The organism is Gordonia sp. NPDC003585 (assembly GCF_040610755.1).
Lineage (GTDB): Bacteria > Actinomycetota > Actinomycetes > Mycobacteriales > Mycobacteriaceae > Gordonia.
This window is the reverse complement of sequence record NZ_JBEXMX010000004.1, coordinates 30464-42922: the sequence shown is the minus strand read 5'-3', so window position 1 is coordinate 42922 and position 12459 is coordinate 30464. Positions and strand designations below refer to the sequence as shown.

Genomic DNA, 12459 nt, shown 5'->3' with positions numbered 1-12459 from the left:
GCCAGCTCGATCAGCGGGGGTCGCGGCTCGATCAGCGGGAAGGTCGGCTCGATCAGCGGGGGCGCTCGGTTCGGTGCCGGTCATGTGTCATCCCCGGCGTACAACACCCGTCCACGGTGGACGGTGCGGACGCACTCCGGCAGCCGGGCGCCCGGGGACACGTCAGGGAGTGCGGGTACGCGCGAGCGAGGATCGGTGGACCAGCGCTGCACCCCGGCGTGGGAACCGGCGACCACCAGGTGATCGGCCTCCCAGATGGCGTAGCTTGCCGGTGCACCCGGTTCCAGCGTTCCGGTGAGACCGTCGTTGATGCCACCGGCCCGCCAGCCACCCCGGGTGCACGCAGCAAACGCGCCTCGAGCCGAGATCGCGTTGTGGTCCTGGTGATGGTGGACGGCCGCCCGAATTGTGGACCACGGATCGATCTCCGTCACCGGCGCGTCCGACGAAAATGAAAGCGCGACACCCGTTTTCGCCAGCATCGCAAAATTGTTGAGGCCGGCGGCGCGATCGGGGCCGAGCCGCTGGTCGTACAGGTCACCCGTCCCGCCCCACGCCGCGTCGAAAAGCGGCTGCATGCTGGCGATGACACCGCACCGCGCCAGCACCGCGGCTTGTTCGACCGACACCATCTCGGCGTGCTCGATCCGGTGGGCGCATCGCGCGATCGCTGGGGTCCCCAGTTCGTCGGCGAGGGAATCGAGCGCGTCCACCAGCGTCTGGGTACCGGCGTCGCCGATCACATGGAAACCCGCCTGGATGCCGGCAACGGTGCACGCGGCAAGGTGCGCACGTATCTGTGCGTCATCGAGGTAGCAGTTGCCGACGGCCGACGGATCGTCGGTGTACGGCGCTGAAAGCCACGCGGTGCGCGACCCGATCGCACCGTCGATGAACAGGTCTCCGCCCAGTCCATCCGCGCGGCTGATCGCCGCCAATTCGGCAGCGTGGTCGGCATCGGTCACCGACTGACCCCAATAGCGGCGCACTTGCACCTCATGATCGAGATCGGCGAGCCCGAGGAAGTCGTCGAGCCCGCTGATATCCGGCCCCCCGTTCTCGTGCACGGCCACCACCCCGTGGGCTGCGGCGAGGTCGAGCGCCCGACGCTGCGCGCGGGTACGGGTGTCCGGTGTGATCAGCTGGCGGGCCGCCCCGCGCACGAGGTGGTGGGCGTCGGCGGTCAACGGTTCTTCCGGGTGGAATCCGGGAGCGTCGGCGAGGTCGGGAACGAGCCGTCGCAAAGCTGTGGAGGCGACCGCAGAATGCTCGTCGATCCGGGTGAGATATACCGGCCGATTGCCGACCGCCTCGTCGAGCTCGGACGTGGTGGGGAATCGGCCGTCTGCGCGTTCGGCACCGTCCCACGCCGAGTCGTCCCAACCGAGGCCCCACAGCACTTCGCCCTCGTCGAGACCGGACACGGCCTGGACCACGCGGGCGAGGCAATCGCGTCGATTGACGGCGTCGTTGAGGGTCAGACCCAGCAGCGCGAGGCCCGTGGAGGTGAGATGCACGTGGGAATCGACGAATCCCGGAGCCACAAAGCGCCCGTCGAGTTCGGTGATCTGGGCGTCCGGGTGCAGTGCCCGACCGACGTCGTCACTGCCCACCCAGACCACGACGCCGTCGCTGACCGCCAGCGCGGTCGCGTCGGGCGCGGAAGCGGAGTACACGGCTCCGCCGAGGAGCAGTTCGGTCGCCACGATCGTCAAGTGTGCCCTGCGCCGAGGCGGCGACGGTCAGCGGCCCTGCGGCAGCTGACGGTCAAACCTCTCGTTGGGAAAGCGCTCGTCGGCATAGCTCGCGTCGACGACCGTCCCGTCGATCACGTCGGGACCGGCGTACCTACCACCCGCGTAGACACCGGTCGCGTAGATACCGGCTCGGTCCATCGCGGTGGCGGCACGCCGCGCACCCAGCGCGACGACCGCCGGCCGGGCCAGCTTGCGCAGCGGCGGCGCCAGCATCAGCACGCCGGCGACGGTGGTCACCACCCCGGGCACGATCAGCAGGATGGTCGCGAGGGCGAGCAGTGCGCTGTCGGCCAGCGGTGCGGCGGGATCGACCTCGTTGCGGGTGGCGCGGCGAAGCTCGCCGAACACCTTGCGGCCCTGCCACTGGAGCATGACCAACCCGAGCACAGCGGCGCCCAGGCTGATGAGCACCGCCCAACCGAAGCCGAGTGTCAACGCCATGGCGACGAACGCCGCCAACTCGACGAGGACGTAGAGGAAGAACATGTGACGCAGGCGCATGATGGTCCTGCCTTTCTGCGACTCTGGGGCGTCGGCACGCGGTGTGCCGAGATCCGATCGCATTCGAGTCTCCCCCGGTGAACGAACGACCGCCCGGTTTTGCTCCCGAACGGTGTCAGTCGGCTCCCCGACCCTCGATATCGCCTTCGGTCTGCAGATACACGGCCCGTAGCTGGTCGAGCATCTCGGCGGGCGGTGCGGCCCACATGTCGCGTTCGGCGGCTTCCAGAAGGCGCTCGGCGATGCCGTGCAGCGCCCACGGGTTCGACTGCTGCATGAACTCCTGATTGGTCTCGTCGAGCACGTAGGCCTCGGTCAGCTTCTCGTACATCCAATCGGCGACCACGTCGGTGGTCGCGTCGTATCCGAAGAGGTAGTCGACGGTCGCGGCCATCTCGAACGCCCCCTTGTAACCGTGGCGCTGCATCGCCGATATCCACCGCGGATTGACCACCCGGGCGCGGAACACCCGGCTCGTCTCCTCGGACAGCGTGCGCGTCCGGACCGCGTCCGGGCGGGTGCTGTCGCCGATGTAGGCCTCGGGTGCGGTTCCGGTGAGCGCCCGCACCGTGGCGACCATGCCGCCGTGGTACTGGAAGTAGTCGTCGGAATCGGCGATGTCGTGCTCGCGGGTGTCGGTGTTCTTGGCGGCCACCGCGATGCGTCGGTAGGCCGCTCGCATGTCGTCGACGGCCGGCACGCCCGCGAGATCGCGGCCGTAGGCGTACCCGCCCCACTCGGTGTAGACGCGGGCCAGATCCTCGTCGCTGCGCCAATCGCGCGAGTCGATCAACTGAAGAAGTCCCGCTCCGTACGTACCGGGTTTGGACCCGAACACTCGGGTTACCGCGCGACGGTGGTCGCCGTGATCGGCCATCGAGGCGCGCACGTGGGCGGCGACGAAGTTCTGATCGTCGGGTTCGTCGGCCGCCGCGGCGAGCGCGACCGCGTCGTCGAGCATGGTCACCACGTGCGGGAACGCGTCGCGGAAGAAGCCGGAGATCCGCACGGTCACGTCGATGCGCGGACGACCCAGTTCGTCGAGGCCGATGAGTTCGAGACTGGTGACCCGCCGCGACGCCTCGTCCCACACCGGCATCACCCCGAGCAGCGCAAGGACCTCGGCGACGTCGTCGCCCGAGGTGCGCATCGCGCTCGTCCCCCACACCGACAGGCCCACAGACGCCGGATGGTGACCGTGATCGTTCACGTAGCGTTCGAGCAGCGAGTCGGCCATGGCCCGGCCGGTCTCCCATGCGAGCCGCGACGGGACCGCCTTGGGGTCGACGGAGTAGAAGTTGCGCCCGGTGGGCAGCACGTTGATCAGACCGCGCAGCGGCGATCCGCTCGGTCCGGCCGGGATGAAACCGCCACCCAGGGCGTGCAGAACCCGCGGCACCTCGTCGGTGGTCTGCCGCAGCCGGGGCACCACCTCGTGGGCGGCAAAGCGCAGTACGTCGGCCACGGCCGGCGGATGATCCGCGGACACCAGAGCGACCGTGTCGTCGCTCCAGTCGCCCTTCGCGCAAGCGGCAACCAGCTCGCGTGCCTGCGCCTCGACGGCGTCCACGTCACCGCGCGCGGATGCGCCGTCCTCGGTGAGGCCGAGGGCCTCGCGCAGTCCCGGCAGTGCGCTGGTGCCGCCCCAGAGTTGGCGCGCACGCAGCATGGCCAGCACGAGATCGACCTCGGCGTCGCCCTGCGGGGGCTCGCCGAGCACGTGCAGGCCGTCACGGATCTGGACGTCCTTGATCTCGCACAGCCATCCGTCGACGTGCAGGAGCATGTCGTCGAAGACCTCTTCGTCGGGCCGTTCACTGAGCCCGAGATCGTGATCCATCTTGGCGGCGGTGAGCAGGGTCCAGATCTGCTGGCGGATCGCGGGCAGCTTCGCCGGGTCGAGGGTGGAGATGTTGGCGTGCTCGTCGAGAAGCTGTTCGAGACGGGCGATGTCGCCATAGGACTCGGCGCGTGCCATCGGTGGGATCAGATGATCGACGAGGACGGCGTGGGCGCGCCGCTTGGCCTGGGTGCCCTCGCCCGGGTCGTTCACGAGGAACGGGTAGACGAGCGGCAGATCGCCCAGCGCCGCATCGGTGCCGCATCCGGCCGACATGCCCAGCGTCTTGCCGGGCAACCACTCAAGGTTGCCGTGCTTGCCGACGTGCACGATCGCGTCGGCCGCAAAACCCGCACCCTCGGACTGCGATGCCAGCCAGCGGTAGCTCGCCAGGTAGTGATGCGACGGCGGCAGGTCGGGGTCGTGGTAGATGGCGACCGGGTTCTCGCCGAAGCCGCGCGGCGGCTGAACCATGATCGCGATGTTCCCGAACGTCAGTGCCGCGATCACGATGTCGCCGTCGGCGTTGTGGGAGCGGTCGACGAAGAGGTCGCCGGGAGCTGGCCCCCAATGCTGCTCCATCCCGGCACGCAGTTCTTCTGGCAGGGTGCGATACCAGTCGTGGTAGTCGGCTGCCGACATACGAATCGGGTTGGCGGACAACGCTTCTTCGGTCAGCCAGTCCGGGTCCTGACCGCCCGCCGCGATGATCGCGTGGATCAGGGCGTCCGAATCGTCTTCGGCGAGACCGGGAATCGACGACTCCCCGCGCTCCGGCCCGATGTCGTACCCGGCGTCGCGCAGGGCGGTCAGCAAACGCAGGAGGCTTCGGGGGGTGTCGAGGCCGACGGCGTTGCCGATGCGGGCGTGCTTGGTCGGGTAGGCCGACAACATGATCGCGATGCGACGCTGCGCGGGCACGATGGACCGCAGGCGGGCGTGCGCAACGGCGATACCTGCCACGCGGGCGCAGCGTTCGAGGTCGGGCTGATACCAGGGCAGCCCGTTCTCGTCGAACTCCTTGAAGGAGAACGGCACCGTGATGATGCGGCCGTCGAACTCGGGAACCGCGACCTGGGTGGCCACGTCTAGGGGCGAGAGGCCGTCGTCGTTGTCTGCCCAGTCCGCGCGCGAACCCGTCAGACACAGCCCCTGCAGGATCGGGATGTCCAGCGCGGCAAGACGTTCGATGTTCCAGGCCTCGTCATCACCGCCGGCCGACGCAGTGGCCGGGGTGGCACCGCCTGCCGCGAGGACCGTCACCACGAGCGCGTCGGCGGTACCGAGCAGATCGATGAGATCGTCGGGCGCGGTACGCAGCGACGCGCAGAAGACGGGCAGGGCGTGTGCTCCGCGTTCCTCGATGGCGCCACACAGCGCATCGATGTAGCGGGTGTTGCCCGCGAGGTGTTGCGCGCGGTAATAGAGCACTGCGATCCGCGGGGCGTTCTCGGGCAGATCGGACCGGGCCGAGCGGTCGAGCACCCCCCACGCGGGCGTCTGCTGCGGCGGCTCGAACCCCAGCCCGGTCAGCAGCACGGTATCGGACAGGAAGTTGTGCAGACCCACCATGTTCTCCACCCCGCCGAAGGCGAGATAGTTGTGGGCTTCGGCGACCACACCCGACGGGACCGTCGACTGCGCCATCAGATCAGGGTCCGGTTGTTGCTCTCCCGAACACACCACGAGGGGTTTGCCGGTCGCGGCCACCGCGGCGAGGCCGTCCTCCCAGGCTCGTGTCCCGCCCAGGATGCGCACGACCAGAAGATCGGCGTCTGCGGCCAGGTCCGGGATGTCGTCGGCGAGGATGCGCGACGGATTCGCGCCGGCGATGTCGACCCCGTCCCGTTCGGCAGCCGCGGCGGCGGTGAGCAGATCGGTGTCCGAGGTCGAGAGCAGCAGGATCATCAGATCTCCTCGCCGGGATGTCGCGCCCGGAGCGTGTCGTAACGGTTGTGTCGTGATGCGGTGACCGGGGGCGCAGGTCTGACTTCGGTGCCGCGGAGTCGCTCTCACGACGCAGGGCTACCCGTCACAGTGGCGCGACCGTGCCGGACTCACACCGGCTTCTGTGCTCTCGGTGCATCGAGACTACCGAACCCGCAATCGCGAGCCGACCGGTGTAGAGCAGGGCATGCTGCGCGCGGTCGTACGCTGGACTGGTGAGCCAGCCTGCCGGACGATCCGCCGCCGACCGCTGCCCCGGGGTGTTCAGCACGCACCCGGCCGCCGACGGTCACCTCGCGCGCATCCGGCTCCCCGGCGGAGAGATCACCGGCCCCCAACTCGAGACCCTGGCCCGCGTCGCAACCGAGTGGGGCGACGGCCATCTCGAGCTCACGGCGCGAGCCAATCTGCAGTTGCGCGGCATCACCGATGTCGAGGCCGTCGCCGCCGCTGTCACCGGCGCAGGGCTGGTCCCGAGTGCGTCGCACGAGAAGATCCGGAACATCGAGGCAAGCCCGCTGTCGGGCCGCATCGGCGGTGTCGTAGACGTACGACCGATGATCCGGCTTCTCGACGAGCGGCTGCGAGCCGACGATCGATTCGCGGCGCTGTCCGGGCGATTCCTCTTCGGTCTGGACGACGGTCGCGGCGACATCACCCGACGCTCACCCGATGTCCACGCGGTGGCTCGCGCGAGCACCGACCATCGATCAGCCCGGCCCGGCCCGCTCGCCGACATAGTCGTCGGCGGTGCGACGCTCGGGTCGGCCACCGGGGCGGAATCGATCGTCGACGCGCTCCTCGTGGTCGCCGACGCGATGCTCGAGGTGGCGCCGACCGCGTGGCGGTTCGCCGACCTAGACGCCGCAGATCAGGCCCGCGTCGTCGAACGCGCTGGTAAAGGCCTAGATCCGGTCGGTGATGGCTACCCTCGGCCGGAAACCGAGACCGAACCGATCGTCGGGTGGTTCGAGCAGGACAACGGGATGGTGCTGCTCGGGTCGGTTGTCGAACTCGGCAGGCTGCCGGCCCGATTGGCCGAATTCCTGGCCGCCATCGGCGCTCCGATCATCTTCACGCCCGATCGCGAGATCCTGGTCTGCGACCTCACCGAGGGCGTCGCGGAGACCGTGGTGCGGGTGCTCGCACCGATGGGGCTGACCTTCGACGCGTCGTCGCCGTGGGCAGCGGTCAGCTGCTGTGCGGGAGCACCCGGCTGCAGCAATGGGCTGGCCCCGGTACGCGAGGATCTGCTCGCCCGTGTGGCGTCCGGGCAGGAGGTCACCGAGCGAGAACACTGGGTCGGGTGTGGCCGCGGGTGCGGTTCCCCGGTCACGCCACACCTGCGCGTCGAGGCCGGTCCGGACGGATATCGCACGACCGAACGCGGGCAGTAGCCGTCGAGCCCGGTGCGGGCGGCTCGATACACTGAGCCCACCATGACCGACTACCTGCGTGACGGCGCCGCGATCTATCGACAGTCATTCGCCACCATCCGCGCCGAATCCGACCTCACCGCATTTGCCCCCGACGTCGCCACGGTGGTGGTTCGGATGATCCACGCCTGCGGACAGACCGACCTGCCGGCTGACGTCGTGGCCACCGACGGGGTGGTCGAGGCGGCGCGGGCCGCGCTGGGTTCCGGCGCACCGATCCTCTGCGACGCCTCGATGGTAGCCGCCGGGGTCACCCGCAAGCGCCTGCCCGCCGACAACGACGTGCTGTGTTACCTGGGCGAACCCGGGCTGCCGGAACTCGCCGAACGAATGGGCACAACGAGAACTGCTGCGGCGCTGCAGTTCTGGCTTACACGCCTGGAAGGATCGGTGGTGGCGATCGGCAACGCGCCGACTGCTCTGTTCGCGCTTCTCGATCTGATCGACGACGGCGCACCTCGGCCCGCGGCCATCGTCGGCGCCCCGGTCGGCTTCGTCGGCGCCGCCGAATCGTGTGCGGCCCTAGCGGAACGGACCGATCTGGAATTCATCACGGTCACCGGTCGCCGGGGTGGGTCGGCGATCACGGCCGCCGCCCTCAACGCCCTCGCGTCGGCCCAGGAGTGAGCGTGACCGGCAAACTGTGGGGCGTCGGACTCGGCCCCGGCGACAGCGAACTCGTGACGGTGAAGGCTGCGCGGGTGATCGGCGCGGCCGATGTCATCGCGTATCACTGTGCGCGACATGGCAACAGCATCGCTCGGACGGTGGCGGAACCGTACTTCAGCGATGGTCAGATCGAAGAACGGCTGATGTATCCGGTGACCACCGAGACCACCGACCATCCGGGCGGCTATCAGGGAGCTCTTGACGACTTCTATTCCGCCAGTGCGGATATCCTCGCCGCGCATCTGCGGGAGGGTCGCAGTGTCGCACTGCTCGCCGAAGGCGATCCCCTCTTCTACAGCTCGTACATGCACATGCACAAGCGTCTCGCCGACGAGTTCGATGCCGAGATCGTCCCGGGCGTCACGTCGGTGAGCGCTGCGTCGGCCGCGACGGGCGTCCCGCTGGTGGAAGGCGACGAGACCCTGACGGTGGTGCCGGGTACGGCTGACGCCGACGAGTTGCGTCTGCGCTTCGCCTCGGCCGACGCCATCGTGGTGATGAAACTCGGCCGCAATTTCGAACGCGTCCGACAGGCTCTCGCCTACGCAGGCCGCCTCGACGAGGCGTGGTACGTGGAGCGTGCATCGACCACCGTGGAGCGGGTGGCACCGGCTGCGGAGGTGGATCCGGCGCAGGTGCCGTACTTCTCGATCGTCGTCGTACCCGGTCGCCGCAACAACCCGCGGTATGCCGAGTCTGCGTCGACTGCAGGCGAAGTGGTGGTCGTCGGCCTCGGACCCGGCCGGGAGTCGTGGACCACCCCGCAGGTCCGTGCGGAACTGGCCGCGGCGACCGATCTCGTCGGCTACACCACCTATCTCAAGCGGGTCACGCCGCGGCCCGGCCAGCGGATGCACGCCAGCGACAATCGGGTCGAGGCGGAACGTGCAGAGTTCGCGCTCGATCTTGCGCGGCGCGGTGCTCGGGTCGCGGTGGTCTCGTCCGGTGATCCAGGGGTATTCGCGATGGCCGCGGCGGTGGCGGAGGTGGCGGCCGAATCACGTTGGCAGGATGTCCCGGTTCGCGTGGTGCCCGGGATGACTGCGGCAACCGCCGTGGCGGCCACGGTCGGGGCTCCGCTCGGCCACGACTTCGCGATCATCTCGCTTTCGGATCGGCTCAAGCCGTGGGAAGTCATCGAACGACGGATTCGCGCGGCGGTGGACGCCGATCTGGTGATCGCGATCTACAACCCGGGATCGGCGAGCCGCGCCTGGCAGGTGGGCGCGCTCAAAGAGATTCTGGCCGAACAGGTCTCACCGGACCGGGTAGTCATCGTCGGACGCGACGTCGGCGGGCCGGACGAGTCGGTGACGGTGACGACGGTCGGCGATCTGGAAGCGGCCACCGTCGACATGCGTACGTTGCTCATCGTCGGATCGTCGTCGACGACGGTCGTCGATCGCGCGGCCGGGCCGCTCGTCTACACACCGCGTCACGCGTCGGAGTAGGCCGGGACCAGGCCGCTATCCTTGTGCGGCCGTGCACGATCAACGATTCGGGACGCGCGGTCAACGGTTTTCGACGCACGGTCAACGTGGGCCAGGAGTCGGGAACTTCCGACGAAGCCACGTCATGGCGTCGGCGACGTCGGACACGGTGTCGAGACCGTCGGGTTCGGCGGGGCGATCGACCATGATGACCTCGACGCCCAGTTCCCGGGCCGCGTCGAGCTTGGCGTGTGTGAGCGCTCCCCCACTGTTCTTGGTGACCAGCACATCGATTCGATTGTCGTGCAGCAACTGTCGCTCGCCGGCCAACTCGTACGGCCCGCGCGACCGCAGAATCTCGTGGTGCGGTGGCAGCGCGACCGTCGGGGGATCGACGACGCGGATCAAGAACCATGCGGTGTCGACGCCGGCGAACGCCCCGACGTCTTGACGACCGGTCGTCAGGAGAACCCGCCGAGGTGATGTCCCGATCGCGCCTGCGGCGGCGTCGATGTCGGTGACCCGCGTCCAGCGGTCATCGGGACCCGGCGTCCAGGCGGCGCGACGCAGCGCAAGCAGCGGGAGATCGAGTGCCCTCGTCGCCGTAACCGCATGTGCGGTGATGGTGGCCGCGAAGGGGTGGGTCGCATCGACAACCACACCGATCCCATTGTCTGCGCACCAACTACGCAATCCTTCGGTCCCACCGAACCCGCCGATGCGGACCTCTCCGACGGGCAGGCGGGGGTTACGGACACGCCCGGCCAGCGAGCTGATGATCGGGATTCCGGCTCCGGTGGCCGCCGCCGCCAATTCCCGGGCCTCCCCCGTTCCGCCGAGGATCAGCAGACGGTCTGTCCGGCTCACCGATCGTGTCCGGGTTCGGAACGCAGCTTGCTCATGCGGGCTCGCGAGTACAGGTAGCTGTCGGTGACAGACGGATCGGAATGAGGGTCGAGGACTTTGCCGACGAAGATCACGGCTGTCTTGCGGATGGCTTCCGCGGCGAGCGCTTCCGGCAGCTCCCGAAGTGCACATCGGACGATCTTCTCACCGGGCTGACTCGCGAAGGCGACTGTCGCGGTTGGGCATTCGAGACCGTAGTGCGGGGCGAGCGCGGCCACGATCTCCTCGGTCCGGTGTGCGGCGAGATGCAGTGCGAGTGTCACCCCGCACGACGCGAGACTGGCCAGGTCCTCACCGTCGGGCATGTCGGTGGACAGCGTCGACACCCGAGTGATCAGCAGACTCTGCCCGACGCCAGGGGTGGTCAATTCGATGTCGAGAGCGGCGGCCGCGGCGGCGAAGGCGGGCACACCGGGCACGATCTCGTGATCGATCCCCCGCTCGGTGAGCTCGCGGCACTGCTCGGTGAAGGCCGAGTAGATCGACAGGTCACCGGAATGCAGCCGGGCGACGTCGTGCCCGGCCTCGTGGGCGGCCACCATGTGGGAGATGATGTCCGGCAGCGGCATTCGCGCGGTGTCGATGAGCGTGGCGCCGGGCGGACACAGGTCCAGAAGTTCGCGGGGCACGAGAGACCCGGCGTACAGACAAGTGCGGCAGCGGCCGAGAATGCGGGCGCCGCGGATGGTGATCAGGTCGGCTGCGCCGGGTCCGGCACCGATGAAGTAGACGGTCACGGTTGTGGCTCGTTCAGATCGGTGGCCTTCCCCTTGGCGGCCTTGACGTGAATCCACTGAACGATCGGCAGTGCGGGTCGCCACGTGGTCATCGAGCCGAGCGGTTCGGCGGACTCGATCATCACCCTGCGCATCTGCCCCCCGTGCGTCCGGTGCCACTCGGCGAGAAGAGTCTGACTCTCCACTGTCACCGCATTGACGACGAGACGGCCACCGATTCGGAGTGCATCGTAGGCAACTCGCAGGACGTCCCCGGTGAGTCCACCACCGATGAACACCGCGTCGGGTGTCGGTGCGCCCGAGAGGGATTCGGGTGCGCAACCATGAACCGAGATCGCCGCGCCGACCCCGTGCCGGTGAGCATTCTGCGCAATACGCTCTGCGCGTTGGGGATCGCGTTCGAAAGCGACGACGCGTCCGCGAGGGTCGGCGCGCACCCATTCCACTCCGACACTCCCCGACCCCGCGCCGATATCCCAGAGCATCTGTGCGCCTGCGGGTTCCAATGCGCAGACGGTGAGTGCCCGATGCGCGGACTTGGTGATCTGCCCGTCGTGGACGAAGTCGGTGTCGGCGCGGCCGGGAACCGTCGTCCGAGGTGGCCCGACGCACTCGACCGCGATCACGTTGAGCGGATCGCCGGGTGCATGCGCCCAGACCCCGGCCGTTCCGCTGATCACCCGCTCCCGGGGTCCGCCGAGCTGCTCGAGCACTGTCAACGTCGACGAACCGAAACCGTTGTCCCCCAACAGCGCCGCGACGGCAGCGGGCGTGTGTGCGTCCCGGCTCAGGACCAGCAGGCGCTGCCCGTGGGTGCTTTCGGTGAGCAACGACGCGGGGTCGGCCGTGACGAGGCTGACGACACGGACAGAGGTGAGGTCCCACCCGAGGTGAGCGCACGCCAGACTCGCGCTCGACACCGCGGGTAACACCCGGGTGCGTTCGGCGCCGACGCCCTTCACGATCGTCGCACCCACACCGTGGAACATCGGGTCGCCACTGGCGAGAATGTGCACCACCGGGTACGCGGGTTCATCGAGCACCCGGGCGAGATGTGCCGACATCGGTGAATCCCACGCGATCAGCTCGGCGTCGACGTCGTCAAGCAGATCGAGCTGGCGTCGGGCGCCGTAGATCACCGTAGCCGTCACCAGTTCGTCCTGGGCCCGACGGCCGAGACCCGCCCAGCCGTCGGCACCGATCCCCACGACGACGAATTGTGGCCGGACACTCACC

The 12459-nt window shown here is 68.8% G+C and carries 9 protein-coding genes and 1 riboswitch; of the genes, 3 read left to right on the top strand and 6 right to left on the bottom strand.

All coding sequences use genetic code 11. From position 1 onward, the window contains the following. Positions 1-80: 80 nt before the first annotated feature. From ABZW74_RS01745 to cobN, 3 genes are all read right to left on the bottom strand, one after another. Positions 81-1706, bottom strand: coding sequence for an amidohydrolase (locus tag ABZW74_RS01745; RefSeq protein ID WP_240857272.1), 1626 nt, complete (start codon positions 1704-1706; stop codon positions 81-83). Between the two features lie 36 nt (positions 1707-1742). Then, positions 1743-2258, bottom strand: a complete 516-nt coding sequence (locus ABZW74_RS01740) for an FxsA family protein (RefSeq protein ID WP_240857338.1) — start codon at positions 2256-2258, stop codon at positions 1743-1745. Between the two features lie 115 nt (positions 2259-2373). Then, complete coding sequence (gene cobN / locus ABZW74_RS01735; RefSeq protein ID WP_355273299.1) at positions 2374-6006, bottom strand: cobaltochelatase subunit CobN; 3633 nt, start codon at positions 6004-6006, stop codon at positions 2374-2376. 51 nt (positions 6007-6057) lie between these two features. Then, positions 6058-6217, bottom strand: a riboswitch (cobalamin riboswitch). A 43-nt stretch (positions 6218-6260) separates the two neighbouring features. Between cobN and ABZW74_RS01730 the strand changes: the two genes are divergently transcribed. From ABZW74_RS01730 to ABZW74_RS01720, 3 genes are read left to right on the top strand one after another with little or no spacing between them, the layout of a single operon-like run. Then, positions 6261-7442: a precorrin-3B synthase gene (locus ABZW74_RS01730; RefSeq protein WP_355273296.1), complete on the top strand. Its 1182-nt coding sequence runs from the start codon at positions 6261-6263 to the stop codon at positions 7440-7442. 42 nt (positions 7443-7484) lie between these two features. Then, the gene (locus tag ABZW74_RS01725; RefSeq protein WP_240857275.1) at positions 7485-8108 is read left to right on the top strand and encodes a precorrin-8X methylmutase; all 624 of its coding nucleotides are present in this window, start codon (positions 7485-7487) and stop codon (positions 8106-8108) included. A gap of 2 nt (positions 8109-8110) precedes the next feature. Beyond that, positions 8111-9601 (top strand): precorrin-2 C(20)-methyltransferase, encoded by a 1491-nt coding sequence (locus ABZW74_RS01720; protein WP_240857276.1) that lies wholly within the window; start codon positions 8111-8113, stop codon positions 9599-9601. Positions 9602-9682: 81 nt separating this feature from the next. Here ABZW74_RS01720 and ABZW74_RS01715 read toward each other — a convergent pair whose 3' ends face one another. The 3 genes from ABZW74_RS01715 to cbiE are packed head-to-tail and all read right to left on the bottom strand — an operon-like array spanning position 9683 to position 12458. Further along, complete coding sequence (locus ABZW74_RS01715; protein WP_355273292.1) at positions 9683-10447, bottom strand: cobalt-precorrin-6A reductase; 765 nt, start codon at positions 10445-10447, stop codon at positions 9683-9685. Next, a complete protein-coding gene (cobM, locus tag ABZW74_RS01710; protein ID WP_355273289.1) occupies positions 10444-11223 on the bottom strand; it encodes a precorrin-4 C(11)-methyltransferase in 780 nt (259 codons plus the stop codon). The genes ABZW74_RS01715 and cobM overlap by 4 nt, the downstream gene beginning before the upstream one ends. Continuing rightward, positions 11220-12458 carry a precorrin-6y C5,15-methyltransferase (decarboxylating) subunit CbiE gene (cbiE, locus tag ABZW74_RS01705; RefSeq protein WP_355273382.1) on the bottom strand — a complete coding sequence of 413 codons (1239 nt, stop codon included), beginning with the start codon at positions 12456-12458 and terminating at the stop codon, positions 11220-11222. The genes cobM and cbiE overlap by 4 nt, the downstream gene beginning before the upstream one ends. Position 12459: the final 1 nt, after the last annotated feature.